The organism is Streptomyces sp. NPDC091416 (assembly GCF_044756845.1).
Lineage (GTDB): Bacteria > Actinomycetota > Actinomycetes > Streptomycetales > Streptomycetaceae > Streptomyces.
The window spans coordinates 611,871-637,299 of the sequence record NZ_JBIVTU010000002.1 but is presented as its reverse complement, the minus strand read 5'-3'; the positions used below and the strand labels follow the sequence as shown (position 1 = coordinate 637,299).

The following is a 25,429-nucleotide window of genomic DNA, read 5'->3' as shown; positions in this document are numbered from 1 at the left end:
CACGCCGGGCGGGCCGGTCCGGCTACAGCGCGAGCGACAGAAGCACCGGCGCCGCCCGCCGGTTCAGCGTGTCCGCTGCCTCGCGCAGCCGGTGCGCGTCCTCGACCGGCAGGGACAGGGCCAGGCATCCCGCCGACGCCCCGGCCGTCAGCGGCACCGCGGCGCACACCGTGCCGACCGCGTACTCCTGGAGGTCGAGCACGGGCACCGTCGCCGGCTGGCTGTCCAGCTTGGAGAAGAGGACCCGCTCGCTCGTGATCGTCCGCGAGGTCAGCCGGGCGATCTTGTGCCGCGAGAGGTGGTCGCGGCGCCCGTTCTGGTCGAGCTGGGTCAGCAGGCACTTGCCGATGGCCGAGGCGTGCGCCGCCGAGCGGAAGTCCACCCACTCGTTGACCGCGGGCGTCCGTGGGCCGTCGGCGTACTGGGTGACCCGGATCTCGCCGTCCACGTAACGGCTGATGTAGACCGCGGCGCCCACCGAGTCCCGCAGCTGGACCAGCGTCTGCTGGAGCTTGGCCTCCAGGGCCTGCCGGCGGGCCGCGCCCGAGCCGAGGAGCAGCAGCGAGGAGCCGGTGACGTACGCGCCGTCGGTGATCTGCTCGACGTACCCCTCGCGGCGCAGCGTCAGCAGCAGGGAGGCGAGGTGCCCGACGGGCAGTCCCGTCTCCCGGGCGATCTGGGTGTCCGTCACACCGTTGCCGTGCTTGGAGACCGTTTCGAGAACACGCAGGGCGTACTGCACCGAATGGAACGGTGCGGTCGGTTCGGGCTTCAACGCCACGGTTTCCCCCTACCAGGTTGTGACCGCAAGCTCTGCCACCACGATAGCCGCCAAGAGGCCGTTCAGGGGCGGCTGTTGACTACTGGCCGGTGCGCCCCGGCCGCTTCAGCTGGGGCGCACCCGTATGGCATATGCCAGAGTCAATAGCGATCAGCGGATGCCGAGGTCACAGCACCGCGTTGAGGAATTCGCGAGTGCGTTCGTGTTCGGGATCGGAGAAGATTTTTTCCGGCGAACCCGACTCCACGACCCGTCCCGCGTCGAACATCAGCACCTTCTCCGACACGTCCCGGGCGAAATTCATCTCGTGGGTCACGCAGAGCATGGTGATGTCGGTGTTCCTGGCGATGTCGCACAGCAGGTCCAGCACACCCGCCACCAGTTCCGGGTCCAGCGCGGACGTGACCTCGTCCAGGAGCAGGATCTCCGGCTCCATCGCCAGCGCCCGGGCGATCGCGACCCGCTGCTGCTGGCCGCCGGAGAGCTGGGACGGGTGCGCGTCGACCTTGGCGGACAGCCCGACGAGGTCGAGCAGCTCCCGGGCCCGGGTCTCCGCCTTGTCGCGGTCCATGCCGAGGACGTTGACGGGAGCCTCGGTGATGTTCTGCAGGACCTTCATGTTCGGGAAGAGGTTGAACTGCTGGAAGACCATCCCGATCTTCTTCCGCGCCTCGCGCAGATGCTTCTCGGACGCCGGCTTGAGCGAGCCGTCGGCCGCCCGCATGTGTGTCAGCGGATCGCCGTTGATCCGGATCACGCCGTCGCTGACCTTCTCCAGGGTCATCAGCAGCCGCAGGATCGTGGTCTTGCCCGAGCCGCTGGGCCCGATCAGGGTGACGTGCTCGCCGCGCTCGACCGTGAAGTCCAGCTGGTCGAGGACGACATGGTCGCCGTACCGCTTGACGACGTTGTCGAAACGGACCAGCGGGTGCCCGGAGTCCCGGGGGGCGGGGACCGCGACGACGTCCTCGGGGGCCGTGGCCGCGGTCTTCTGCAGGGGGAGAGGTTCAGTGGCCAAGGCGCTTCTCCAGCTTCCTCATCAGGAGTGACGTGGGGTAGCTCGCGACCAGGAAGACCAGTCCGGCCAGTGTGAACACCTCGGTGTACGCGAAGTGGTCACCCCCGTACTTACGGGCTTCGAAGACCATCTCCTGCACCGTGATCACGGCGAGGAACGGGGTCTCCTTGAACATCGAGATCGCGTAGTTCCCGAGAGCGGGCAGGACGTTGCGCACCGCCTGCGGCAGGATCACGGCCTGCCAGGTCCGCCGGGGTGTCATCGACAGGGCCCGGCAGGCCTCCCACTGGCCCTTCGGCACACCGTCGATCCCGGCGCGGTACACCTCCGAGGTGTACGTGGCGTAGTGGATGCCCAGCACCACGATGCCGATGGTCAGCGGCTCCACCGAAGTGAACAGCGCGGCCGCGCCGACCAGCTGGACCAGCAGCGGAGTGGAGCGGATGAACTCCATCACCACCTTCACCGGTACGGTCACCAGCCGGCTCGGGGCCCGTCCGGCCACCGCGATCGCCAGCCCGAGCACCGCGGCGACGAGCGTCCCCAGCACCGTGGCCAGCAGGGTGACCTTGAACCCCTGAAGGATCAGCGGCAGCGCGTCGCCAGCCGCGTTCCAGTCGAATCCCTCGTTCACCGGGCACCTCCCGCGGCCGGGGCCGTCACCGCGCTGCGGGACTTCAGCAGGCTGCCCCCGCCGGTCGCCAGACCGAGCCGCCGCTTGGCGGAGCGCTCCAGCAGGTTCATCAGCAGGGTCAGCGCGTAGGCCAGCACGAAGTAGCAGGCCAGCAGGGTCAGATACGCGGTGAGGGTCTCACCCGTACGGCTGCGCAGCTTCTCGATCGCGGTCATGAGGTCGGCCGCCGAGATCAGCCACAGCAGCGGCGTGCACTTCAGCAACTGGATGAAGAGGTTGGTGAATGACGGGATCATCTGCACCCACGCCTGCGGAAGGATCACCTTGCGCATCCGGTGCAGTGGCGTCATGTTCAGCGCGACCGCCGCCTCGTACTGCGCCCGCGGTACGGAGTTGATGGCGCCGCGCACCACCTCGGCGCCGTAGGCCCCGTAGTTGAGGCCGAAGGCGACGACGCCGCAGAGCAGCGGGGACAGCTCGTACCCCGTCAGCGGCGGCATCGCGTAGTAGAGCCAGAACAGCTGGACGTACAGCGAGGTCCCGCGGAAGAACTCCACGACCACACGTGAGACGCCCCGTGTCACCAGCTCCCGGCTGATCGACATCAGGCCGAGGACGAACGACAGCAACAGCGCCAGCAGCGCGCCCAGGACGGTGGCCTCCAGGGTCACCCACAGGCCCGAGCGCAGCTGGGGGAGGTCGTCGGCGAAGGCCGAGAAGAAATCACTCATGCGGTGGGTCCCGTCCCTGTCAGCCCTTGCACAGATCGGCCGTCTTCAGCGTGGCCGGCGGGAGCTCGGTGGCTCCGAAGCCGTAGTCCCGCAGCAGCTCCACATAGCGCGACTTGTCGGAGACGATCTTCTTGAGTTCGCGGTTGAAGGCGTCCCGCAGCTCCTCGTTGCCCTTGCGGAACACGGCGCCGCCCGGGCTGTACTGCTTCACACCGTCGAGCTCCGGCAGGAAGGCCTCGGTGACCTCGGTCTCCGGGTTGGTCTTCGCCAGCCAGCGCAGCGAGATGCCGGTCAGCAGGAAGGCGTCGACCCGGCCGCCCTTGACCGCGTCCGCGCCGTCCTGCGGCTTCTGCAGGGACTTGATCCTGTCCTTGGCTATCCCGGCACCTTCGGCGTACGAGCCCTCGACGGCGCCCGCCATCACGCCGACGGTGATCCCGGCGGCCTTGGCGGAGGCGAGGTCGGTGATCTTCTTCGGGTTGCCCTTCTTCACCATCATCGCGGTCGGCGAGATGAACTCCGGCTCCGAGAAGAGGGCGTTGGCGCAGCGCTCGGGCGTGATCGCCATACCGGCGCTCACCACGTCGTACTTGCTGGCTTGGAGGCCCGGGATCAGCCCGTCCCACTCGGAGAGGGTGGGGCGCAGCTCGTCCACACCCAGCGCCTTGAATATCTCGCGGTGCAGGGTGGGCGCCTCGCCCTTGAGCGCCTTGCCCTCCATGTAGCCGTACGGGGCCTCGTCGGCGTACGCGACCCGGACGAATCCCTGCTTGCGGAGCTTGTCGAGCGCGCCTTCGCCGTCCGCCGAGTCGGCGCCGGTCTTGCTGCACGCGGTGAGCAGGCCGGGGACGACGAGCAGACCGCCCACGGCTGCCGATCGGTTGAGAAAGCCCCGGCGGGACAGGTTCGGGAAGTCAGCCATGGTTCGCAATCTCCTGGAGGGTCGAACAGTCCGGACAGGGTTGGCGCCTGCCCGATCTCGTATGTCTATGCGCGAAGAGGCGGCATGTAACCGAACGGTGGCCGGAGGGTGACCTTCCCGTGTCCGAACATGGGCGGAGTGCGACGGATCGTGAACGGTGCGTATTTCCTTGCGCCGTACGGTGAATGACGGTGTGTTATCCGGAGATGTCCGTCATGGGACGGCGAAACGGGTTACGGGGGACCCGGGTTGGGATCACCCTTGCGTGTCCGTGCTCGGGATGTGGCCGAGCCGCTTGTCCACCACGTTCGGCAACGGCTCCCCGGCCTCCCACCGTTCGTACATCGCGACGAACTGCTCGCCCAGCCGGTCCCGCCACCCGGCCGTGTCGCCGCTCATGTGCGGCGACACGATCAGGCCGGGCACGTCCCACACCGGGCTGTCCGGGCCGAGCGGCTCCCGCTCGAACACGTCGAGCGCCGCCCCCGCGATCCACCGCCTGCGCAGGGCGTCGACGAGATCGGCCTCGACCACCATCGGGCCACGCCCCACGTTGATGAAGCGGGCCGAGGGCTGCATCAGCCCGAAGAACCTGCTGTCGAACATCCCGTACGTCTGCGGGGTCAGCGGTGCCGCGCAGACCACCCAGTCCGCCCGGGCGGTCAGCCGGTCCAGATCGCCGGGTCCGTGGATCGTGCGCCGGGCCGTGCGTCCCACCAGCGCCACCTCGACGCCGAGCGCCATCAGCAGCCGGGTGATCTCCCGCCCGACCGGACCGGCGCCGACGACCACCGCACGCGACCCCGCGACCCGGGCCGTCTCGCGATGGCCCCAGCGGCGGCGCCGCTGGAGCTCCAGCGTGCCGGGGAGGTCCTTGGCGAAGGCCAGTACGAGGCCCGCCACGTACTCCGACATCGGCTGTTCGAAGACGCCCCGCGCGTTGGTCACCACCGTGTCGCTCTCCGCCAGCTCCGGGCAGAGCAGCCGGTCCACACCCGTGCTCGCGGTGTGCACCCAGGCCGGGCGCGGTCCGCCGCCCGGCCAGGCGGCCCGGACCGCGTCCGAGGTGAAGTCCCAGACCAGCAGGACGTCGGCATGGGGGAGCGCCCCGGCCAGGCCCGCGGCGTCGGTGTGCCGGACCCGTACCCGCCCGGTCAGCGCGCCGAGACGGGGCGGCGGATCGGCGTCCAGGACGAGCAGGACGGGCTCCGGCATGGGGGCGGTTCCTCCGCGTCGGCTGGGAGTGGCTGAGGCTGCGGACGCACCACGCTCGCAGTCGTACCCCACCCCGTCAACAGGCCGGAGCGGTGGCCGGGGCGGATGGGGGAATACTGGGAGGAGAAGCGGTAAAACGCAGTACAAGCAGTACCGGCAGCACCGCCAGTAACAGGAAGGGTGGACATGACGACCGTCGGATTCCTCTACCCGGGCCATTTCGCGGAGGACGACTACCCGCGCATGGAGATCCTGCTCGACAGCACCATCAGGCTCGTCGTCCGCCACACCGAGGTCCCGGACGACGCCTATCGCGAGGACGCCCTGCGCGAGCTCGGCACCCCCGCCAGGCTCGCCGCCGGTGTCGAGGAGCTGCAGCGCTCCGGGGTCCAGTCCGTCGTCTGGGCGTGCGACGGCGGCAGCTTCCTCTACGGCCCGCAGGGCGCCCACGACCAGATCATGGCCGTGGCGCGGGCGGCGGGCGTGCCCGCCTCCAGCACGTCCATCGGCTTCGTCCACGCCGTGAGGAAGCTGGGCGCCAACCGGGTCGCGGTCGCCGCGACCTACCCCGAAGCCATCGCCGCGCGGTTCACCGACTTCCTCCGGTCCACGGGCATGGAGGTGGTCGCCACCCACGCGGCGGGAGTGACCGGCGCCGCCGAGGCCGCGGAGTGGGGGCTCGACAGGCTCAAGGAGCTGGCTGCCGCGGCCGACCGTCCGGAGGCCGACGCCGTCCTGCTGCCGGACACGGCCCTGCGCACGGTCGGCCACCTCCCCGCGCTGGAGGAGTTCCTCGGCAAACCCGTCCTCACCGCGAACCAGGTGGCCGCCCGGGAGGCCCTGCGACTGGCCGACCGCCCCGCCTGGTCACCCCGGCTCGGCACCCTCTTCGAATCCCGCGAGGCGCCGCCCGCCCCGGTGGAGTGGGGGAGCGGACGGTCCTACGCGCACGGCAAGCGGTCCTGAACCGGGCTCCACCGGGCGGCGGGGGAATAAGCGGAGCCCACCTCCTGTTGCACTGCTCCGGACCAGACGCACCACCGGAGAGGCCAGGACGTGGACGAGATTCGAGGCGACGAGATCCGTGGCAAGGCGGAGGGGACGGCACCCGTGCCCCTCTCGGTGCTTGACCTCGTCACCGTGGGCCAGGGGCGCACCGCGACCCAGGCCCTGCGCACCGGTGTCGAGATCGCCCAGCTCGCCGAACGCCGCGGCTTCCACCGCTACTGGGTCGCCGAGCACCACTCCATGCCCGGCGTGGCCTCCTCCTCGCCGGCCGTGATCCTGGCCCACACCGCCGCCCGCACCGAACGCATCCGGCTCGGCTCCGGCGGCGTCATGCTGCCCAACCACGCCCCGCTCGTCATCGCCGAGCAGTTCGGCACCCTGGAGGCCATGGCTCCCGGCCGCATCGACCTCGGCCTCGGACGCGCCCCCGGCACCGACGGCGCCACCGCCGCCGCCCTGCGCCGCTCCGAGCGGCTGAACGAGGGTGCGGACGACTTCCCGCAGCAGCTCATGGAGCTGACGCGCTTCCTGGACGACGACTTCCCCGACGGGCACCCCTACGCCCGCATCCACGCGGTCCCCGGCCCCGTCCAGGCCACCTCCGAGGGCGGCGTCCAGTCCCCGGGCCGCCCGCCGCTGTGGCTGCTCGGCTCCTCCGGATTCAGCGCCCGGCTGGCCGGCATGCTCGGCCTGCCCTTCGCGTTCGCCCACCACTTCTCGGCCCAGAACACCATTCCGGCCCTGGAGCTGTACCGCGAGTCCTTCAAGCCGTCCGCGGTGCTGGACGCCCCGTACGCCCTGATCGGCGTCGCCGCGCTGGCCGCCGACGACGAGCGGGAGGCCCGCCGCCAGGTCCTGACCGGCGCGCTGTCGATGCTCCGCCTGCGCTCCGGCCGCCCCGGCCTGGTCCCGACCCCCGAGGAGGCGGAGGCGTACGCCTTCACTCCGATGGAGCGGGAGTTCGTCGACAGCTGGCTCGTCAACATCGTCCACGGCACCGCGGACGAGGTCCGCACCGGCCTCGACGACCTGGCCAAGCGCACCGGCGCCGACGAACTGATGATCACCGCCAACGCCCACGGCGGCGAGGCCCGGCTGCGCAGCTACGGCCTCATCGCGGACGCGTACGGTCTGCCGGGGGCCTGATCCCGGCCGTCACGTCCCTGAAGCCGGCCCGGCTCCCTCGCGAGGGAGCCGGGCCGGCTTCCGTGTACGCGGCGGTCAGTGCTGTGGCGCCCGGCGCAGGAAGACCATCGCGACCAGGACCCCGGCCAGTACGGTGACCCCGGCCACCAGGAGGGCCGTGTGCAGACCGGCCAGGAGCGAGCCGCCCGTCGAGGCGACGGCCGCCAGCCCCGCGACGCCGATGGCGCCGACGAACTGCGGCATCTGGGCCAGGCTGCCCGCCACGCCCTGCTCGTCGTCCCTCAGCCCGGAGGTCAGTGTCGAGATGAAGGCGACCACGGCGAGCACGTGGCCGAAGCCCATCAGCCCGGAAGTGACCAGCAGCAGAGGAAGGTTCCCGTCACCCGGCAACAGGACCATCGCACCCGTGCCCGCCGCCTGGACCAGCAGACCGGTCACCATCGCGGCCGTCGTCCCGCGGGCCGCGATCACCCGGGAAGCCAGCGCTCCGGCGGCCAGCGCGGCCGCCCCCTCGGCGAGGAAGCCGAACCCGGTGGCCAGCGGCGACCAGCCGAGCACGTCCTGCATGTAGAGGCTGAGCAGCAGCGTCGCGCCGCCGCACATGGAGAAGGTGATCAGGCCGACCAGCGCGCTCCACTTGACCGTGCGGCGGCCCAGCAGCCCGAGCGGGACGAGCGGTGCGGTGTGCCTGGACTCCGCGACGAGGAAGGCGGCGAGCAGTGCCGCCGCACCGACCAGCGAGGTCAGCGTCGGCGCACTCGTCCAGCCGGCGTCCGCACCGGTCGAGATCCCGTACACCAGGGCGAAGAGCCCGGCACCGGACAGCACCGCGCCCGGTACGTCGAGACGGCTGGCGCGGCGCTCGTCGGCCGACCTGGGCAGCAGGGTGAGCGCGCCCGCGAGGACGACCGAACCGATCACGACCAGCAGCAGCATCGTCCAGCGCCAGTTGAGCCCACTGGTGATGAGACCGCCGCCGATGGTGCCGGTCACGAAGCCGAGCGAGAGGAGTGCGCCGTTGATGCCCAGCGCCCTGGTGCGCTGCGGTCCCTCGGGGAACGAGGCGGTCATCAGGGCGAGCGCGGTCGGTCCGATCATCGCCGCGGCGATGCCCTGCCCGGCCCGTGCCGCGATCAGCATCGCCGGACCGGTGGCCGCTGCGGCGACCAGGGAGAGCGCGGTGAACAGGGCGGCGCCCAGGACGAAGAGCCTGCGCCGGCCGACCAGGTCGGAGAGCCTGCCGAAGAGCGGCAGCAGCCCGGCGGTCGGGAGCAGGCAGGCCGTGGCCACCCACTGCAGATCGCCTGTGGAGGCGAACCCGAGGTCCCGGCCGATCTCGGGCAGGGCGACGGTGATGATCGAGTAGTCGAGGCCGGTCATGAACGTGGCCCCGCAGAGGGTGATCAGGATCAGCAGGCCGCGCAGCCCGAGTGCGGAGGACCCGGGTCCGGTGGTTCCGGTCCGGGACGGTGGTGACGTGACGGTGGTCATCAGAGCCTCTCAGCGGTTCTGGAATCTCGGCGGTTCTGGAGTTCAGTGGTTCTGGAATCCCGGCCGTTCCGGAACGTCAGCGGTTCCGGAAGTACGTGTCGGCCGCGTGGGCGTCGGCGGGGTAGTGGCGGATCCCGGCGATCCGTCCGGCCTCGATCCGGAAGACCAGCACCCAGGTCATGGCGAGGGCTCCGTCTCCGGAGGCGCAGTGGTGCAGCTCGACGACGTGGCTGTCGTCGGCACCCGCGAACAGCACCTCGACACGGAAGTCGTGGGTGCCCAGCTCCCTCAGGAAGCCGCAGATCGCGTCGACGCCCCGGTAGGTCCCCGAGAGCGGATGGCGTCCGGGCATGTGCCAGACGGCGTCGGCCGCCAGGACGTCGTCCCGCAGCGCGGACAGGTTCCCGGTCGCGTAGCTCGCCCAGAAGGTGCTGATCAGCGAGCGGTTCGGCTCTTCCACGTCAACTCCCAGGTGCCTCGCGGTGGTTACGTGGAAGAGCTTCGGCCCGCACCGTATGCCCGGTCCAATACCTGCTTCCATAACCTGAGGGCATGGATGTCGACACCAGACTGCTGCGCTACTTCGCCGCCGTGGCCGAGGAAGGCCATCTGACCCGCGCTGCCGAGCGGCTCTTCATCTCGCAGCCCGCGCTGACCAAACAGATCAAGCAGCTCGAAGCGCTGCTCGGCGTCACGCTGTTCACCCGGTCCCGGGCCGGGATGACCCTCACCGAAGCGGGCACCGCGCTCGCCCGGTCGGTCCCGGCGGTCCTCGATTCCTGGGACACCGCCCTGCGGACGACCAAGGGCGCCGCCGCCCGCGCCGACCGGGTGCTGCGCGTCGGCTTCGTCGCGAGCGGGGCCAACGAGCTGACGCAGCAGATCATCGCCGCCTTTGCCCGGCGAAGGCCGGGCTGGCGGGTCCAGCTGCACCAGACCGCCTGGGACGACCCGACGGCCGGACTGGCGGCCGGTGACTCCGACGCCGCGCTGCTGAGGCTGCCGTTCCCGGGAGAGGAGTCGCTGAACGTCGAAGTGCTGATCACCGAGGACCGATGGGTGGCACTGCCCGCGGCCCACCGTCTCGCCGGCCGGGAGGTGATCGCGTTCGCCGAGCTCTTCGACGAACCGTTCGTGGCCACCCCGGAGGAGTCGGGCTGGTGGCGCGCGTACTGGCTGGCCTCGGACGAACGGGACGGGCACCCGGTGACGGTGGGAGCCGTCGCCCACAACCCGGACGAATGGCTGAACGCGATCGCCAACGGTTACGGCGTCAGCCTCACCCCGGAGGCCACGGCCCGCTTCTACCAGCGCCCGGACGTGGTCTACCGCCCGGTCAGCGGGGTCAGCCCGTCCCGGGTGGGAGTGGCGTGGCCGCGTACTCGCGTCGTACCGGACGCGGTGCGGGACTTCGTACGCAGCTGTGTGGAGGTGCGGCCGGGCGAGGGCGCCGACTGAGCGGCGGGCCTCCGACGCCCACGGAGGCGGGCACCGCTCCGGCTTCCGGCGCCCGCAGGGGCGGGCGGCTCAGGCCTTCAGGGCCCGGGCGCCGAGCAGTTCCGCGATGCGTTCCGGGGCGACCGCCCGGGAGTAGAGCCAGCCCTGTCCGGTGTCGCAGCCGATCCGGCGCAGCCGCTCCGCCTGGCCGGCCGTCTCCACGCACTCCGCGGTGACGGTCAGGCCCAGGCGGTGGGCCAGCTGGACCATGGCCTCGACGATCGTCTCGTCGGCGGGGCTGGGATGCGTACCGTCCTCGTACCGGAAACCGTGTACGAAGGCGCCGTCCAGCTTCAGGACGGAGACCGGCAGGCGGCTCAGGTAGGCGAGGTTGGAGTAGCCGGTCCCGAAGTCGTCGATGGCGATCCGGACGCCCATGTCGCTGAGCGCCTGAAGGGCCTGGAGCGGCCGGCCCGCCGACCCCATCACCGCGGACTCCGTCAGCTCCAGTTGCAGCAGCGCCGGGTCCAGGCCGGTCTCCGCGAGGATCTCCGCGACATCCGTGACCAGGTCGGAGTCCCAGACCTGCCGTACGGCGACATTGACGCTGATGAACAGCGGCGGCTCGTCCGGGTGGTCCAGCTGCCACCGTCTGGCCTGCCGGCAGGCCGCCCGCAGTACCCAGCGGCCGAGCTGCACGATCGAGCCGTCCTCCTCGGCGATCGCGACGAACCGATTCGGCGAGAGCATGCCGAACTGCGGGTGGTTCCAGCGCACCAGCGCCTCCACCCCCCGTACGACCCCGTCGGCCATGCAGACCAGCGGCTGGTACTCGATGGTGAACTCGCCGCGCTCGACCGCCGGGCGGAGGTTGGACGACAGGGCCTGCCGGGTCATCCGGTGGGCGTTGCGTTCGGGGTCGAAGAGGGTCCAGCGGGCCTTGCCGTCCGCCTTCGCCCAGTACAGCGTCGTGTCCGCCGCCTGCATCAGACCCGTGGCCGAAGTGCCCGCGACGGGCCGCTCCACCACGCCGATCGAGGCCGACACCGAGAGCCGCTGGCCGACCAGGTCGAACGGCTGTTGCAGCGCGGCGAGCACCGTGCGGGCGAGGTCGGTCAGCTGCTGCGTACCGGTGGACTCCTCGACCAGGATCGCGAACTCGTCCCCGCCCATGCGCGCCACCAGATGGGCGCCCGTGGGATGCGGGCCCTCCTGCTCGGCGCAGTCCGTGAGCCGGCCGGCGACGGCGGCCAGCAGCCGGTCGCCGACCCGGTGGCCCAGGGTGTCGTTGACGGCCTTGAAGCCGTCCAGGTCGAGGTAGACGAGTCCGACCCGGCCCCGCCCGGGTCTGCTGTCGTCCTGGTACGGCGCCGTCTCCAGAACCGCCGAGAGCCGCTCGAAGAACAGCGTCCGGTTGGGCAGCCGGGTCACCGGGTCGTGCATCTGGAGGTGGCGCAGCCGCTTCCGGAGCTCGCGCCGGTCGCTGACGTCGGCGATGGAGAGCAGGACCTGGCGGGGCGCGGCTCCGGTGTCCTGTTCGGGGGCCGCGGTCATCGGTACGACGGTGATCTCGGCCCACAGCGAGCGCCCGTCGGGGTGCTTGAGCCTGCGGGTGCAGCGGAAGCGGGAGCGCCGGCCGTGCAGCACCTCGCGGTACGCGTGCCAGGTACGGCCGTCCGCGGCGAGATCGACCAGATCGGATGCGGACTGGGCGGTCAGCGCCGCCGCTCCTACACCGGTCAGCGCGGCCAGGGCCTCGTTGGCGGTGACGATCAGGCCCTCGTGGTCGACGACGGCCATCGGGAGGGCGGCGACGCTGAACGCGGCCCGGTAGTCGTGCAGCGCGGACGGCGGCCCGCCGGACGGCCACACCTCGTCACGCTCCGTGAGGGTCGGCGGTGGGGACGAGGCTGCTGTGCCTGCCGTGGGCCTGGGCCCTTCGGAGGTTCCTCTCACCGTTCGCTCCCGCCGTGCAGTTCTGTCCCGGACGCATCCGGTCGGACTGGCCCGCCGCGTGGAGCGCCGTCGTCAGAGGCGGGAACCGCGCAGGATAGCGAGGTGAAGCATAGAGGCTGGCGCCTCGGCCGTTCCAGCGCCCCGACCGTTGTGGACCCCGCGTCCGCCGTGCTTGAGCCATTCGCGGGGCGACCCGGTTTGCCCTCGACTGATTGTTTCTGCGCGGTTCTGGTCCGTCCCGATGGTTCGGTGATCGATTGTGACTGTCCGTGAAACATGTGCGCGATTCGGTCGCTGACCCGACTGGTGCAGCCCAACAGGACGTACTTCGTGGAACGCCACAAGGTGGTCAGGAGGGTCCTGGAGCCCGCTCCCCGCACCGGAGGTGGATGTGCCGCGTCAGCAAGGGCCCGGAGGGGTGGAGAGACCCAGCCCGCGCGCGGTGGCGGCCGGACTGATCTCCCTCCTCGCGCTCGCCGCCACCTCTCTTGTCGCGGGCCCCGCCGTGGCCGCGTCCGGAGAGGCGGCCCCCTGCGCGCTGCCCCGGACGGACGTCCACCACTCGCTGGGCGTGGACGGCTGGAACGGTGCCTATCCGCGCCCCGACCACACCCTCGACGCGGTCATGGTCTTCCTCTCGTTCCCCGACGCCCGGCCCGCCACCACCCCCGCCGAACTCGCCGCCGACCACTTCCCCGCCACGACCCGGTTCTTCCAGCGCGCCTCGTACGGAAAGTTCACCCTGCGCCCGCACCCCCAGCGCCAGTGGATCCGGATGCCCAAGCCGTCGGTCTGGTACGGGATACAGCGCGACTGGGACAACGACCGGCGCAGTGCGTATCTGCGCGACGCGATCGACGCGGCCGACCCCACCGTCGACTTCTCGAAGTACGACATCGTCTACCTCGTCGCCGACCCCGACGCCCCGGGTGTCGACTCCGATGCCACCAAGGTCGTCAACTTCGACCGCCCGCTGCATGCCGACGGCACGGACATCAGGCGCGTCGTCACCGTCTTCGAACAGCATCCGCCCGACCACAACGTCCTCGCTCACGAGACCGGACACGTCTTCGACCTGGCCGACCTCTACCACCGGCCCTCGGACGGCAAGGGCGACTGGGACACGTACGTCGGCGACTGGGACGTCATGGGCAGCCAGTTCGGTCTCGCGCCGGACCTCTTCGGCTGGCACAAGTGGAAGCTGGGCTGGCTCGACGACCGGCAGGTGACCTGCATCCAGAGCAGCCGGGTCGTCACCCTGGAGCCGATGGCGGCCGTACCCGTGCCCGGCGCGTCCATCGGGACCCGGCTGGCCGTGATCAGGACCGGCGAGGGCAGTGCCGTGGCCATCGAGGCCCGCAGCGCGACCGGCAACGACAGCGCCACCTGCACCGAGGGCGTCCTGCTCTACCGGATCCGCAACGGGACGCCCTCGGGCGACGGCCCGGTCGACGTCATCGACACCCACCCCGACACCGACGCCTGCTGGGACCGCTCCGTCTATCCGCCGCTCGCGGACGCCCCGCTGAGGGTCGGCGAGACCTACTCCGTCCCCGGCGGCCACACCACGGTCGAGGTCGCCGACCGGACGCCTTCGGGCGCGTGGACGGTCCGGATCACCACGGGGACGTGAGCGTGGTCGATGACAACGAAGAAGCCCCCTCGCTCTCGCGAGGGGGCTTCTTCCGTCGGTGCGCCGCCAGGGACTCGAACCCCGGACCCGCTGATTAAGAGTCAGCTGCTCTAACCAACTGAGCTAGCGGCGCCTGCTGACGTCGTAGACATTAGCACCCTGATCCGTGGGAGGAAAAATCGAAATCCGAGGCGCCGGAGACGGTGCCGACCGTGCCACCCGCACACAGGCCCAGAGAAGGACGTCCGGCCCCGGGAGCCATGGGTTGCGGGTGTCGGGAGCGACCACCCAGCGAGGCCCGGCAGCGGACGGGCCGCAGGTCAGCGGCGGGACCGTCACCGCGTCGCCGGCGCCGTGACAGAGCAGCGGGGGCACCCTCGGGCCACCGTCCTGCGGCTCCGCCGGGTCCGCGACGGACCGCGTTCCCGGACCGGCTCCCCACTCCTCCCAGTCCAGCAGCGAGGGCAGTCGCTGGGCCGTGCCGGGGGAGGCGAACAGCAGCATCCGGCCGCGGTGCGTGGCGACCGGGCCGGAGCCCGGGCCGTCGGCCCACAAGTGCTCCAGCATGCGCCGCCCGAAGAGCGTGGGTACGTTCACCACGTCGAAGGCGGAACCGCACGGCAGGACCCCGGGCGCGGAGGGGTGCGACTCCCACTGGGCCAGGGTGCTGCGCGGATAGGCCGCCGCCCCGGCCAGCCAGGCGGCGCCGGCCGCGGTCACCTGGGCGGTCTGGTTCCCGGCCTGCTCGCGCAGCACGGCGAAGATGTCGGCCTCCTCGCCGGTGTGGTGGCGGGGCCCGGTTCCGTGATGCAGGGTCGTTTCGTCTGGCAGCCATGCGGTCATACACCCAGGTCTACCCGGAGTGATCACCCGGATTCCGAGAGTTGCCGGAAATCGGGACAGGGTGGGGTGGTGAGGAGTATCTTGCGCACCTGGCATATGCCAATGGTTCTACCCGGAGTGATCATGGAGCCTGCCGCGCGGCCGCGGCGCCGTCAGGATCCGTCCGCCCGAGGGCCGGGACCCGGCCCGCTCAGGTCTCCTGCCCGAGCCCGCTCAGGTCTCGCGCCCGAGCCTGTCCGGCTCTCGCGCCCCGGCCCGTCCGGCTCTCACGCCCCCGGCCCGCTACGGCTCTCACGCCCCCCGGCCCGTCCGGGCGTCAGGGCCTCGGCTCGTTCAGCAGGCTGCGGCCGAACTCGACCATCTTCACCGCATAGTCCTCGGTCCACTCCGCCCGCTGCGCGATGTCCGCGGTCGTCAGCCGGTCGAACCGGCGGGGATCCGCCAGCTGCGCCGCCGCGATCGCCTGGAACTCGACCGCCCGGTCCGTCGCGGCACGGAAGGCCAGCGTCAGCTCGGTGGCGCGGCTCAGCAGCTCCTTCGGATCCTCCATCGACTCCAGGTCGAAGAAGTGCTCGGGGTCGGCGACCGCCGCCGACGGCTCGAAGAGCAGGGGTGCGGGGCGCAGCCGCTGCTGCTCGTTCCGCTCGGGTTGTGCCATGTGGTTCTTCCTCCTCCGGTCGGCCCGACGGCCACCCTCTATTGTCCAGCCCGCCGCAAGGGCGCTTTCAGGGGTGCGCGCCGGTCCTCCCGCGACCGCCGTGCCCCCAAGCGCCCCCGCCCTCAACGCCCCCAGCGCACCCGGTGTTCCGCGAGATGGGCCAGGACGGCGTGGTTGGCCTCCCAGCCGTCCGGGAACTTCACGGTCACGCCCAGCTGGACCGGCTCCGTCGACGGGTGCTCGTCCAGCAGGTCCGAGACGCCCTCACGGCACACCACGACGCAGGCGTGGCGGTGGCGGGAGGCCAGCACGCACAGCCGGCCCGTCTCCAGATGGAACGCGGTGGCGTCCGGGCGGCCCGACAGCGGGTGCAGCACCACCGTGACGTCGAACTCACGGCCCTGGAGCCGGTTCGCCGTGTCCACCGCCACCCCGGTGACCCCGAGCTCGGCGAGCGCCGCCCGTACCGCTGCCGCCTGGTCGCGATGGGCCGTACCGACCGCGACCCGGTCCGCCGTCACGGGCGCCGGGTCCGGGGAGCGCTCGCTGGTCGCCGCGCCGCCCCGGTCCAGCAGCCGGCGCACCACGAGGGCCACCGCCCGTACGGCCTCCGGGTCGGTGCGCGGGGTGTGCCGGGCAGGGAGCTCCAGCAGCCCCCACCCCGACTCCGCCGCCTCGTCCAGCACCCGGTCCGCCGCCGATCCGTCGGACGCGACGCCGAACGACAGCAGCCGGTCGCCGTGGTCCGTACCGCTGCGGAACGGTGTGTACGGGTAGAACGCGTCCGACACCAGCGGCGCCGCCGAGGCCGGCAGCCGCCAGGAGACCGGCAGCCGGTGCTGCGGCAGCTCCGGGTTGTGCGCGAGCAGCGTGGTGACCGCGCTGGCCGACGGGTCATAACTCAGCCCGGCCCACTGGTCCGCGCCGACGATCGAGAACGGGTCCAGCTGGCCCGGATCGCCGACGAACAGCGCCCGCTCGAAGAGCCCCGCCACGGCCAGCAGCGCGTCCGAGCGCATCTGGTACGCCTCGTCGACGATGGCGTGGCCCCACGGCTCGACGTTCTTCACATGGGCCCACTTCGCCGCCGTCGAGATGACGACGTCGAGGCCGGCCAGGTCCGCGGCCTTCGCCGACTTCCGTACGTTCGCCAGGCCGTCCAGCACCTTGTCGTACGGATCGGAGTCGTTGCTGTGCAGCCGGCCGACCGGCAGGCCGGGGTCCTTCTCGGCGAGCCGGACCACCAGGTCGTCGACCTGGGCGTTCGTCTGCGCGACCACCATCAGCGGGCGTCCGGCCGCGGCGAGCTCCAGCGCGGCACGCACCACCAGGGTCGACTTCCCCGCACCCGGCGGGGAGTCGACCACGATGCCGCGGGCCGAGCCGTTCAGCGTGTCGTCCAGGATCCGGGCGGTTGCCAGGCCCGCTGCCGCGCCCGGGTCGAATACGGCCGTCACAGCAGGTCCTCCGTGGTCACGGGGTCGGGGCGCTCGGCAGCCGCCGTGCCGCCCGGCGGGCCGCCGTGGGTCCACGGGGTCTCCTCCGCGTCCGGAAGCTGGGGGCCGCCGCGCTGGTCGTGCTCGAAGAGCGTCCAGGCGATGACGTCACCGGGCTCCGGCACCGAGCCCGGGGCGGGCTCCTTGCCGCGGCCCATCCGGTCCGTGATCCGCAGCACCAGCGCGGGAGCCGGGCCGTCCCCGGCCGGGCCGTAGCCCGCGAACTCGGCGGTCTGCGGCTTGCCGTCCAGCGAGCGGTAGACCTTCACGCGCTCGCCCAGATGCGGCTGTTCGGCCGTGCGGACCGTGACCAGCGGGCGCGGGGAGGGGCGCTTGGACTCGCTGTACGCCATTTCCACCGCGGTCACCTCGCCGAGGAACGCCTCGCCCGCCAGCCGCCGCCCCGCCAGCACCAGCGGATCGTCCAGCGCCTCCTGGGCCTCCAGCTGCGCCTGCGCCGTCTCGCGCGCGGCCAGCTTGCGGGCCGCCGTCACCGCGTCGTCCCGCCGCGGCTGCGGGGGCTCACCGGCCCGCACCCGGTCGCGGTGGCCGGTGAACGACCAGCGGTCACGGGTCCAGCGGTCCTCCACCCTGGATCCCTCGGGCAGCTCCCGCAGCAGGTCCAGGCCCCGCCACACCGCGTCCCAGGTCGGCAGCAGCACACCGGCCAGCACCTTCCGGATCTCCCGCTCGGCCGCCGTCAGCCCGGCGAGCCCGGCATCGGCCGCCGGCCCGTCCTCGGCCGCGGCCAGCGAGGTGCGCGCCCGGTCGTACTTCTCGATCGCGGGGGCCAGCAGCCGGTTGTCGAAGTCCGGGTCGGTGGCCGGTCCGGCCGGCGGGCACAGCAGCTGGCCCCCGGCGTCCCTGGCCAGCTCGGCACGGAGCGCGGCCTCGGCCCCGGACTCGCCCGCCGGCGGGTCGATCCAGGCGAGCAGGGCGCCCAGGTGCTGGTCCTCCAGGGAGGACTGGCCGGTCGCCCAGTGCCGGTTCAGCAGATCGGTGCCGGCCAGCAGCAGCGACGAGCCCGGCACCCGCGCCCGCTCGCCGTAGTGCGTCAGCCAGCGGCCCAGCAGCGGAACCCGGGCGGGCGCCGGATACGGGGTGTCCGGATCATCCTCGGCGGTGCGCCGGAACCGCATCGAGCGGCCCAGCAGCCGGACGAACTCGATCCCCGCCCGGCTCGGCACGACCAGCTGCGCCGCGTCCGTGCACAGCTCGGTCTCGACCTTGACCTTCTTGCCCGTGCCGGGGTCGGTCTCGCTGCGCTCGGCGGGCTCGATCACATCGGCGTACGACTCGATGTACGGCAGGACCGCCTCGGCCAGCTCGGCGAGGAACGCGAACCGCAGGTCCCGGTCGCGCGGCTGGGCCACCGCCAGCAGCCGGGGCGCGTCCCGGTCCGTGCCGACGAGCGCGCCGAGCGGGGCGCCCGCCTCGCCCGCGGTGGTGAGCGGCACGAGCACGAGGGGCCGGTCGCCGAGCCGGCGGTGGCGGACGGTGGCCATCGGCTGCGCGCGGCCGCTCTCCACGGCCTCCAGCCGGGCCAGGGTGCCGATCAGCGACATGCCGTGCCCCCCAGGCCCTGTACGGCGTTCCCCCGCAGTGTCACGGCGACTCCTTCTCCCGCGCCGGAACTCCGTACAGGACCCAGAGCCTCGGCGCGCAGCGCAGCCGCGCGGAGCAGCGCGGCGACCGTCGGGTCCGCCGGATCACCCTCCTTGCCCGCGGCCGCCGCGAGCACCGCGGTGACCGTGGTCAGCCCGCCGAGCTCGCCCCGCACGCTCCGCCCGAGCGCCTCGACCGCACCGGCGGCGCGGGCCTTGGCCCGGCAGTGGAACGCGAGCTCGCAGGCGGCCAGGCACTCCGGCGCGTACGCCGCCGTGACGGACTCGACCGCGGTGTCCAGCTCCTCGCGGGAGCACTCCGGGTCGAAGGTGGTGCCCTCGGGCAGGGCGGCGGCGATGTCCTCGATGCGCGTGAGCCGGGTCAGCTGGCGCCGGGTGACCGCACGCTGCTTGCGTACGTCGACGACGGACGCGGTCGGCAGGTTGGAGAAGTCCTTGGGGCAGACCAGCAGTACCCGGTGGCCGACCTCCGCGCCGTCCGTCGCCGCCGCGACCCGCTCCAGCGCCAGGACGTACACGGCGGACTGGCGGGCCGCGGCGCCCACCTTCGCCGCGTCGGCGGAGCCGTCGATCATGGGGAAGGACTTGATCTCGACGACCGTCCAGGTGCCGTCGGGGTGGACCACCACCGCGTCCGGCTCCAGGTAGGCGGGTGAGCCCGCCACCTCCAGAGCCAGCATCGGATGGTCGAGCAGCGCCCAGCCGCCCGACCCGGTCGCCTCGCGCAGCGCGAGCGCGGTGCGGGCGGCCCGGCCCTCGGGGCCGGCGGCCGTCAGGTCGGGTACGGAGACGTCCACGGGCGGTTCGCCGGGTTCACCGAATCCCTGGTGCAGCAGGCGCATCAGCTCCGTACCCCCGTCGGCCTTGACGCGGGCCTCGAAGGCGTTGCCCCGCATGAAGGCGAACTGGGACTGGCCGAAAGCGGCCGGTGAACCGAGCGCGGTGGCGAGCGCGCCCTTGTCGACCCCTGCGCCGTCGAGCAGTGCGCGCCGCTTGCAGCCGGGGTTGGCGGCCAGGGCGGCCAGCGCGCGGGCGTCCAGCGGACGGGGCGCGACGGCCGGGCCCCTCAGCTCAGCGAGCCGCCGTCGCAGCGTCACCGCCTGCGGCTCTTCCCGCGGAGGCCGGGACATCGGCCGGGGCAGGTGGGCCGGCCGGTGCTGCTGCGTCGGTGGGATCTGCGGAGGAGGTCCGCTGGCCGGGGATTCGCTCACCCGCGGAAGTCTTGCATCCGGCACTGACATCCGGGGACTTCACGGCCGGGGACACCTGTGCGAAACGGGCCTGGACCGCGTCCTTGACCCGGTCGGCGAGGCGCGTCACGGGCCTGGCCAGCAGCGCCCCGGCGCCCATCACGGCGGCCCCCGCGACAGCGTCCAGGAAGTAGTGGTTGGCCGTGCCCATCACCACGATGACGGTGATCAGCGGGTAGGCGACACCGGCGGCCCGCAGGAGCGGGTGCCTGCCGTGGCGCCACAGGAGGATGCCGCACCACAGGGCCCAGCCGACGTGCAGGCTCGGCATGGCCGCGTACTGGTTGGTCATACCGCCCATGCCGCGCGGTGCGCTCGCTTCGGTGCCCCACCAGCCGTACGAGCTGTACTGGGCCATCGTGTCGACGAAACCGTGTCCGGCGGCCAGCAGCCGCGGCGGGCAGGTCGGCATCAGCGTGAAGCCGATGAGGCCGAGCATCGTGGAGGTCATCAGCCAGGTCCTGGCCCGGCGGTAGGCGGCCGAGTGGCGGCGGAACATCCAGATCAGGACGGCCGGGGTGACCAGGTAGTGCAGGGAGGCGTAGGCGAAGTCCGCGGGTATGCCTATCGAGGCGTGCGCGGTGAACAGCCGGTTGAGCGGGTGCTCGGCGTTCAGGAAGAGCGCCTTCTCGAGATCCAGGATGCGCAGCCCGTGATCGACGGCGGTGGACACGTCGCCGCGGACCAGGAGTCTGCCGCCCGAGTACGCCCCGTACACCAGGGCCAGGAGCGGGAGCTCGGTCCACCAGCGGGGCCGGTGGCGCGGCACGGGCGCGGTGGTGGCATGCGGCATCCGGAATTTCTCCATCACGTGTTCATGCGGCCGACGGCGGGCGTTCAACCGTACGGTGCCATGCGGCCGCGGTTCGCCCGGGGTGCTCTTTCGGCGCCCCTCAGCTGCTCGGATTCGTCTGTGGTCAGTGGGACGCCGGTGCGGCCCCACAGGTTGCCTCACGCGAAGGTACGCGATGATGGAAATCCGGACGATCCGTTTCCCCGCTCCGCCCGTCGCACCCGCCCCATCCGTTCCCACCTGGACGGATTCGTCCCCCGTCGATGTCCAAGATCCAAGATCTCAGATCCCGTATCTGAAGGTCTCAGTTTTACAGGGAGAGCCGCACATGGCACCGCGCATCCTGCTGGCCCGGCACGGCCGGACGGAATGGTCCGTCAAGGGCAATCACACCGGCAGGACGGACATTCCGCTGCTCGACTCCGGGCGCGAGGGGGCCAAGCTGCTCGGCGAGCGGCTCCACCGCGGGCCGTGGGCGGACCTGCCCGGCCTGGAGATCCGCACCAGCCCGCTCGTGCGGGCGTCCGAGACGTGCGCGATCGCGGGGTTCGGCGAGCGGGCGGAGCCGTGGGACGCGCTGATGGAGTGGGACTACGGGGCGTACGAGGGGATGACGCCGGACGAGATCAAGGCGATCCGCCCGGACTGGTTCATCTGGCGCGACGGGGTCCCGGAGGGCGAGACCCTGGCCGAGGTGTCGGCCCGGGCCGACGAGGTCGTCGAGTGGGCGCGGTCGGCCGACCGGGACGTCCTGGTCTTCGGCCACGGCCACATCCTGCGGGTGCTGGGGTCGCGGTGGCTGGGCGAGGACGCGTCGTTCGCGGCACGCATCCGGCTGGACCCGACGTCGCTGTCGGTCCTGGGCTGGGCGTACGGGGCGCCGGCGCTGGAACGGTGGAACGACACGGGCCACCTGGAGCGGTAGCGCGGGGGCGCGCGCTGGTGCGTCCGGGGCTTGTTGGCGGACCCGTCCGGCTGGGGCTCCCGGTCTGCCCGGGAAACCGAGCCGGCCCGGCGTTTGTCGGTGGACCCGTCTGTCGGGGTTCCCGGTCTGCCCGGGAGTCCCAGCCGGCCCGGCGTTTGTCGATGGGCCCGTCTGGCCGGGAATCCCAGCCCGCCCGGCGTTTGTCGGTGGACCTGTCTGGCCGGGAATCCCAGCCCGCCCGGCGTTTGAGGGCGGAACCCTCAGCCCGGGATCGGGGTGCGAAATGCAGCCCGCCCGGCGCTTGAGGGCAACGACCCGCGCCCGGGACCGAGGCGAGGGTTCCGTCCTCAAGCGCCGGACGGGCTTGAAGTGGGCGCGGGGTTGCGTGGTCCGGCGGGCGGGCGGGCTTGTGTGGGGCGCCGTCCCCCTGGCCGGGCGGCCGACGAGGGGGGGCGAGGGTTCCGTCCTCAAACGCCGGACGGGCTTGAGGTGGGTGCGGGGTTGCGTGGTCCGGCGGCCGGGCGGGCGTGTGTGGGGCGCCGTCCCCCTGGCCGGGCGGCTGACCAGGGGGCGGCGGTTCCGTCCTCAAGCGCCGGACGGGCTTGAAGTGGGCGCGGGGTTGCGTGGTCCGGCGGCCGGACGGGCTGAAGTGGGCGCCGTCCCGGGGCGGGCGGGCCGGAAGTGTGTCGTCCTACATGCCCGCGGCCATCGCATGGCGGTCCAGGAAGTCCTTGACGTCCACCGAGCCCCGGCCCCGGGGGCGCAGGACCGTCACCGCGTCCGCCAGCATCGACCGGATCCGGGACGACTGGACCTGGTCCAGCAGGTCCAGCACCCGGTGACCCGTCGCAGCCGCCTCCTCCGTGAGGCCCGCCCGCGCCAGATCCGTGGTCAGCTCGGCGCGGTACAGCGCCAGGTTCCGGGTGAAGTGCGGGTCCTGCAGCCGCGTCGCCCGCCGGGCATGGCGGGCCGCCCTCGACCAGTCGCCCAGCGCCGACCAGCACTGCGCCTCCAGCATCTCCAGCTCCGCCTCGCGGAAGAAGGTCATCCACTCCGGGTCCGCCGCCGACGGCCCCTTCCCGAACGCGGTGTGCGCCCGGCCCAGCGCCCGTTCGCAGCCGGTCCGGTCCCCGAGCCCGGCCCGGCCACCCGCCTCCCGCAGCGCGAGCAGCGCCAGCAGTCGCGGCGAGCCGAGCGACCGTGCGGCCCGCTGCCCCGCCTCCGCCGCCCGGACGGACTCGCGCGGCCGGCCCGTATCGCGCGCCAGGAACGACGCGTTGCAGAACGCGTGCGCCTCCAGCGCCGGGTCCCCGGCCAGCCGTGCGGTGGCCAGCGCCTCCGCGTAGTGCGAGCGGGCGTCGTCGAACCGGCCCGAGTCATGGGCCAGCCAGCCCACCGAGATGGCCAGCTCACCGGCGCCCGCGTGCAGCCGGTCCGCGGTGGAGCGGCGGGTCGCGGTACCGGAGTCGAGCAGCGCGTACGCCGCCCGCAGGGGCTGGGAGGCCCGTCGGTAGAGGCCGTCACCGCCGTGCCGGTCGTCGAGCAGGCGGATCTGCCGCACCGCCTTCTCGACGGCACCCACCTCCGCCTCGCCGACCCGGCGCTGTACGGGCACGGCGGCGGCCGCGCCGCCGAGACCCAGGCCCAGGGAGGCGGCCGCCACCGCGGTGGTGCCGCTCGTCATCAATGCGCGACGCAGCACGTCGCTCTCCTCATCGGTGTCGCTGCCGAGCACGAGCAGCGGGGAAGTCGGGGGGCGTGGGGCGGCGGAGGCGGTCCGGGCCCCCCTGCCGCGTACCGATTCGCGCGGTGAGAAGCCCAGGTCCGCCAGGTCCGCCCCGGGGAACATGTGCAGGAAGACCCGCTCGTACGCGTAGTTGGGACAGCGGATCTCGCCGGACTCCACGCGTCCGATGTACCGGGCGTCGCACGCGACCTGCTCACCGATCTCGCGAGCGGACCTGCGTACCGCGGCAGCGAACTCCCCGGCGGAGCGCTGTCCGCGCAGCCGCCGGAAGGCGATGTTGGGAACTGCCCGTGTCGACACCATGGCGGGGCCCTCTCTGGTGCAAGCCGGGCGCCTGTTTCCGGTGTCCCGGCGGAGCAAGAACGTACCTGCTGTGATGAGACGCACACGCTGCGTTTGCCAACAAACCGGACATCTCGCCCACGATCCGCCATGAACTGCCACCCTTTGGCGCGGTGCTGCACCGTAGCCCTTGACGCCGTCGGCGCGTTGGTCCATGAGGAGACGGAGTCCGGCTCCGCCCGGCGATGAGAGGAGAGGTCCCTTGTTGCACCTCGGTACGGCGACCGGCTCGCGAACGACCGCGACGAGCGCGACGACGGCCACCACGGCGACGACCGGTACCACGGCGACGACCGGCACGACGGCACCTGCCGAGGAGCCCGGCGTCCCCCGCACGCCCCCGGCCCCCGAACCCTGCGATCTCGTGACGGTCCCCGCCCGCCAGGGTCTGGAGGCCGTCGACATCCTGCGGCGCGGCGCCGACCAGGAGGCGGTCGGGCCGGTGATCCACGACGGGGCGTGCGCCACGCTCGGCTTCCTGGTGCCGCCCGGTACCGCGCAGGCCTGGGACGTACCGGGCAGCGCCTGTACGCAGACCGACGGCCGCGGGCTGCGTATCCCCGCCGAGCCGCCGGCCCCGGGCAGCGGCTGGCTGCTGCCGCCCGCCGACCACACGCCGGTCACCGACCCGGCCGTGCTGCGCGCGGCGCTCGATCAGGCGGCCCGGCTGATCGAAGCCGCCGACAACTGCCGCTGAGAGGCGGTCCGACGCGCCCCGGCCGCCCCTGAGCTCATAATGGCCGGACGGCGGGCGTTTCGACCGGCCCGTCACGGCCGGTCCCGACCGGCCCCGGACGTGATGAGCAGTGAGCAGGGACGAGGGGCAGTGGCACGTCGAGGAGCGGCCGGCGGCGCGGGCGACCGCAAGCAGCGCGCGGACCGCAGGACCGACCGCAAGGCGGCGCGCGGCTCCGAGCGCCCCGAGGGCAACGTCACCGAACCCGTGGACGGCGGCCTCGCCGAGCTCGTCCCCGACCGGGAACGCCGGCGTGCCTGGACCCTGACGATCGACGGCGCCCCGCAGTCCCATGTGGACCTGGACGACCCGACGTACCTCTCCTTCGAGTACCAGCGCCGCATCGGCCACATCATCGACCTGGCCGCCCCGCCCGGGCAGCCGCTGCACGTCGTGCACCTCGGCGGCGGTGCCTTCACCCTCGCGCGCTACGTCGCCGAGACCCGCCCCCGCTCCACCCAGCAGATCATCGAGGTGGACGCCGCCCTCGTCCAGCTGGTGCGCCGCGAGCTGCCGCTGGACCCGCAGGCCAGGATCCGGGTCCGCGCCACCGACGCCCGCGCCGGGCTCGGGAAGATCCAGGACGGCTGGGCCGACCTCGTCATCGCCGACGTCTTCAGCGGGGCCCGTACGCCTGCCCACCTCACGAGCACCGAGTTCCTCGCCGAGGTGCGCCGGGTCCTGAAGCCCGGCGGGACGTATGCGGCCAACCTCGCCGACGGGCCGCCGCTGGCCCATCTCCGCGGCCAGATCGCCACCGCCGCGACCGTCTTCCCCGAGCTGGCGCTCGCCGCCGACCCGACCGTCTTCCGCGGCCGGCGCTTCGGCAACGCGGTGCTGCTCGCCTCGGACGTGGCGCCGAAGGCCGCGGAGCTGACCCGCAGGGTGGCGACCGATCCGCATCCCGGACGCGTCGAACACGGGCGTGCGCTCGCCGACTTCACCGGCGGCGCGGCCGCCGTGCACGACGCCGACGCCCGGCCCTCGCCCGCGCCGCCGCCGTCCGCCTTCGACTGACCGGGCGGGGTCTCACGACGGAGGC

At 72.6% G+C, this 25,429-nt stretch carries 23 protein-coding genes and 1 tRNA gene; 7 read left to right on the top strand and 17 right to left on the bottom strand.

Features of this window, described 5'->3' with window-relative positions:
• Positions 1-22: 22 nt before the first annotated feature.
• The 6 genes from ACIQMX_RS09710 to ACIQMX_RS09685 all read right to left on the bottom strand — a co-directional run bounded on the left by ACIQMX_RS09710 (position 23) and on the right by ACIQMX_RS09685 (position 5,301).
• Complete coding sequence (locus ACIQMX_RS09710; protein WP_363068371.1) at positions 23-781, bottom strand: IclR family transcriptional regulator C-terminal domain-containing protein; 759 nt, start codon at positions 779-781, stop codon at positions 23-25.
• A 166-nt stretch (positions 782-947) separates the two neighbouring features.
• Positions 948-1,799 (bottom strand): ectoine/hydroxyectoine ABC transporter ATP-binding protein EhuA, encoded by an 852-nt coding sequence (ehuA, locus tag ACIQMX_RS09705; RefSeq protein WP_402476111.1) that lies wholly within the window; start codon positions 1,797-1,799, stop codon positions 948-950.
• The gene (ehuD, locus tag ACIQMX_RS09700) at positions 1,789-2,433 is read right to left on the bottom strand and encodes an ectoine/hydroxyectoine ABC transporter permease subunit EhuD (protein ID WP_363068375.1); all 645 of its coding nucleotides are present in this window, start codon (positions 2,431-2,433) and stop codon (positions 1,789-1,791) included. The genes ehuA and ehuD overlap by 11 nt, the downstream gene beginning before the upstream one ends.
• Positions 2,430-3,164 (bottom strand): ectoine/hydroxyectoine ABC transporter permease subunit EhuC, encoded by a 735-nt coding sequence (ehuC, locus tag ACIQMX_RS09695; protein WP_363068377.1) that lies wholly within the window; start codon positions 3,162-3,164, stop codon positions 2,430-2,432. The genes ehuD and ehuC overlap by 4 nt, the downstream gene beginning before the upstream one ends.
• A 19-nt stretch (positions 3,165-3,183) precedes the next feature.
• Positions 3,184-4,086 carry an ectoine/hydroxyectoine ABC transporter substrate-binding protein EhuB gene (gene ehuB / locus ACIQMX_RS09690; RefSeq protein ID WP_363068379.1) on the bottom strand — a complete coding sequence of 301 codons (903 nt, stop codon included), beginning with the start codon at positions 4,084-4,086 and terminating at the stop codon, positions 3,184-3,186.
• A 255-nt stretch (positions 4,087-4,341) separates the two neighbouring features.
• A complete protein-coding gene (locus ACIQMX_RS09685) occupies positions 4,342-5,301 on the bottom strand; it encodes a D-2-hydroxyacid dehydrogenase (protein ID WP_402476106.1) in 960 nt (319 codons plus the stop codon).
• A 186-nt stretch (positions 5,302-5,487) separates the two neighbouring features.
• Between ACIQMX_RS09685 and ACIQMX_RS09680 the strand changes: the two genes are divergently transcribed.
• Both ACIQMX_RS09680 and ACIQMX_RS09675 read left to right on the top strand, forming a co-directional pair.
• Positions 5,488-6,267 carry a decarboxylase gene (locus ACIQMX_RS09680; protein ID WP_402476104.1) on the top strand — a complete coding sequence of 260 codons (780 nt, stop codon included), beginning with the start codon at positions 5,488-5,490 and terminating at the stop codon, positions 6,265-6,267.
• Between the two features lie 90 nt (positions 6,268-6,357).
• On the top strand, positions 6,358-7,455 hold the full coding sequence (locus ACIQMX_RS09675; RefSeq protein ID WP_363068385.1) for an LLM class flavin-dependent oxidoreductase: 1,098 nt from the start codon (positions 6,358-6,360) through the stop codon (positions 7,453-7,455).
• Between the two features lie 75 nt (positions 7,456-7,530).
• Here the strand turns inward: ACIQMX_RS09675 and ACIQMX_RS09670 are convergent, their stop codons facing one another.
• Positions 7,531-8,946, bottom strand: a complete 1,416-nt coding sequence (locus tag ACIQMX_RS09670) for an MFS transporter (RefSeq protein ID WP_402476102.1) — start codon at positions 8,944-8,946, stop codon at positions 7,531-7,533.
• A gap of 76 nt (positions 8,947-9,022) precedes the next feature.
• Positions 9,023-9,406: a nuclear transport factor 2 family protein gene (locus tag ACIQMX_RS09665; protein WP_363075011.1), complete on the bottom strand. Its 384-nt coding sequence runs from the start codon at positions 9,404-9,406 to the stop codon at positions 9,023-9,025.
• A 92-nt stretch (positions 9,407-9,498) separates the two neighbouring features.
• Here ACIQMX_RS09665 and ACIQMX_RS09660 point away from each other — a divergent pair, with 92 nt between their 5' ends.
• Positions 9,499-10,404, top strand: coding sequence for a LysR family transcriptional regulator (locus tag ACIQMX_RS09660; RefSeq protein WP_402476098.1), 906 nt, complete (start codon positions 9,499-9,501; stop codon positions 10,402-10,404).
• Positions 10,405-10,473: 69 nt separating this feature from the next.
• On the opposite strand, the gene ACIQMX_RS09655 is transcribed toward ACIQMX_RS09660, so the two are convergent.
• Entirely contained in the window at positions 10,474-12,339 is a 1,866-nt protein-coding gene (locus ACIQMX_RS09655; RefSeq protein ID WP_402476095.1) for a putative bifunctional diguanylate cyclase/phosphodiesterase, read from the bottom strand.
• A 418-nt stretch (positions 12,340-12,757) separates the two neighbouring features.
• Between ACIQMX_RS09655 and ACIQMX_RS09650 the strand changes: the two genes are divergently transcribed.
• Entirely contained in the window at positions 12,758-13,972 is a 1,215-nt protein-coding gene (locus tag ACIQMX_RS09650) for a M6 family metalloprotease domain-containing protein (protein ID WP_363075005.1), read from the top strand.
• A gap of 59 nt (positions 13,973-14,031) precedes the next feature.
• Here ACIQMX_RS09650 and ACIQMX_RS09645 read toward each other — a convergent pair.
• The 7 genes from ACIQMX_RS09645 to ACIQMX_RS09615 all read right to left on the bottom strand — a co-directional run bounded on the left by ACIQMX_RS09645 (position 14,032) and on the right by ACIQMX_RS09615 (position 20,637).
• A tRNA-Lys gene (locus ACIQMX_RS09645) sits at positions 14,032-14,105 on the bottom strand.
• On the bottom strand, positions 14,096-14,815 hold the full coding sequence (locus tag ACIQMX_RS09640; RefSeq protein WP_363075003.1) for a bifunctional DNA primase/polymerase: 720 nt from the start codon (positions 14,813-14,815) through the stop codon (positions 14,096-14,098). Before ACIQMX_RS09640 ends, ACIQMX_RS09645 begins: the two co-directional genes overlap by 10 nt.
• Before the next feature lie 316 nt (positions 14,816-15,131).
• Entirely contained in the window at positions 15,132-15,473 is a 342-nt protein-coding gene (locus tag ACIQMX_RS09635) for a hypothetical protein (protein WP_363075001.1), read from the bottom strand.
• Positions 15,474-15,595: 122 nt separating this feature from the next.
• A complete protein-coding gene (locus ACIQMX_RS09630; RefSeq protein ID WP_363074999.1) occupies positions 15,596-16,930 on the bottom strand; it encodes an AAA domain-containing protein in 1,335 nt (444 codons plus the stop codon).
• Positions 16,927-18,534 (bottom strand): hypothetical protein, encoded by a 1,608-nt coding sequence (locus tag ACIQMX_RS09625; RefSeq protein ID WP_363074997.1) that lies wholly within the window; start codon positions 18,532-18,534, stop codon positions 16,927-16,929. Before ACIQMX_RS09625 ends, ACIQMX_RS09630 begins: the two co-directional genes overlap by 4 nt.
• On the bottom strand, positions 18,525-19,691 hold the full coding sequence (locus tag ACIQMX_RS09620; protein WP_402476090.1) for a hypothetical protein: 1,167 nt from the start codon (positions 19,689-19,691) through the stop codon (positions 18,525-18,527). The genes ACIQMX_RS09625 and ACIQMX_RS09620 overlap by 10 nt, the downstream gene beginning before the upstream one ends.
• Entirely contained in the window at positions 19,666-20,637 is a 972-nt protein-coding gene (locus tag ACIQMX_RS09615) for a phosphatase PAP2 family protein (RefSeq protein WP_363074993.1), read from the bottom strand. The genes ACIQMX_RS09620 and ACIQMX_RS09615 overlap by 26 nt, the downstream gene beginning before the upstream one ends.
• 328 nt (positions 20,638-20,965) lie before the next feature.
• On the opposite strand from ACIQMX_RS09615, the gene ACIQMX_RS09610 reads away from it, so the two are divergent.
• Positions 20,966-21,562: a histidine phosphatase family protein gene (locus ACIQMX_RS09610; protein WP_363074991.1), complete on the top strand. Its 597-nt coding sequence runs from the start codon at positions 20,966-20,968 to the stop codon at positions 21,560-21,562.
• A 691-nt stretch (positions 21,563-22,253) separates the two neighbouring features.
• Here the strand turns inward: ACIQMX_RS09610 and ACIQMX_RS09605 are convergent.
• The gene (locus ACIQMX_RS09605) at positions 22,254-23,612 is read right to left on the bottom strand and encodes a tetratricopeptide repeat protein (RefSeq protein WP_363074989.1); all 1,359 of its coding nucleotides are present in this window, start codon (positions 23,610-23,612) and stop codon (positions 22,254-22,256) included.
• 241 nt (positions 23,613-23,853) lie between these two features.
• On the opposite strand from ACIQMX_RS09605, the gene ACIQMX_RS09600 reads away from it, so the two are divergent.
• Both ACIQMX_RS09600 and ACIQMX_RS09595 read left to right on the top strand, forming a co-directional pair.
• On the top strand, positions 23,854-24,348 hold the full coding sequence (locus tag ACIQMX_RS09600) for a hypothetical protein (protein ID WP_402476085.1): 495 nt from the start codon (positions 23,854-23,856) through the stop codon (positions 24,346-24,348).
• Positions 24,349-24,477: 129 nt separating this feature from the next.
• On the top strand, positions 24,478-25,404 hold the full coding sequence (locus ACIQMX_RS09595; RefSeq protein ID WP_363074985.1) for a fused MFS/spermidine synthase: 927 nt from the start codon (positions 24,478-24,480) through the stop codon (positions 25,402-25,404).
• Positions 25,405-25,429 lie beyond the last annotated feature (25 nt).

Excerpts from the sequence above, each read along its gene's own strand:
- ACIQMX_RS09625 (WP_363074997.1), bottom strand. The coding sequence starts at position 18,534 with ATGTCGCTGATCGGCACCCTGGCCCGGCTGGAGGCCGTGGAGAGCGGC.
- ACIQMX_RS09615 (WP_363074993.1), bottom strand. The coding sequence starts at position 20,637 with ATGCCGCATGCCACCACCGCGCCCGTGCCGCGCCACCGGCCCCGCTGG.
- ACIQMX_RS09660 (WP_402476098.1), top strand. The coding sequence starts at position 9,499 with ATGGATGTCGACACCAGACTGCTGCGCTACTTCGCCGCCGTGGCCGAG.
- ACIQMX_RS09670 (WP_402476102.1), bottom strand. The coding sequence starts at position 8,946 with ATGACCACCGTCACGTCACCACCGTCCCGGACCGGAACCACCGGACCC.
- ACIQMX_RS09640 (WP_363075003.1), bottom strand. The coding sequence starts at position 14,815 with ATGACCGCATGGCTGCCAGACGAAACGACCCTGCATCACGGAACCGGG.
- ACIQMX_RS09610 (WP_363074991.1), top strand. The coding sequence starts at position 20,966 with ATGGCACCGCGCATCCTGCTGGCCCGGCACGGCCGGACGGAATGGTCC.
- ehuB (WP_363068379.1), bottom strand. The coding sequence starts at position 4,086 with ATGGCTGACTTCCCGAACCTGTCCCGCCGGGGCTTTCTCAACCGATCG.
- ACIQMX_RS09680 (WP_402476104.1), top strand. The coding sequence starts at position 5,488 with ATGACGACCGTCGGATTCCTCTACCCGGGCCATTTCGCGGAGGACGAC.
- ACIQMX_RS09605 (WP_363074989.1), bottom strand. The coding sequence starts at position 23,612 with ATGGTGTCGACACGGGCAGTTCCCAACATCGCCTTCCGGCGGCTGCGC.
- ehuC (WP_363068377.1), bottom strand. The coding sequence starts at position 3,164 with ATGAGTGATTTCTTCTCGGCCTTCGCCGACGACCTCCCCCAGCTGCGC.
- ACIQMX_RS09685 (WP_402476106.1), bottom strand. The coding sequence starts at position 5,301 with ATGCCGGAGCCCGTCCTGCTCGTCCTGGACGCCGATCCGCCGCCCCGT.
- ACIQMX_RS09635 (WP_363075001.1), bottom strand. The coding sequence starts at position 15,473 with ATGGCACAACCCGAGCGGAACGAGCAGCAGCGGCTGCGCCCCGCACCC.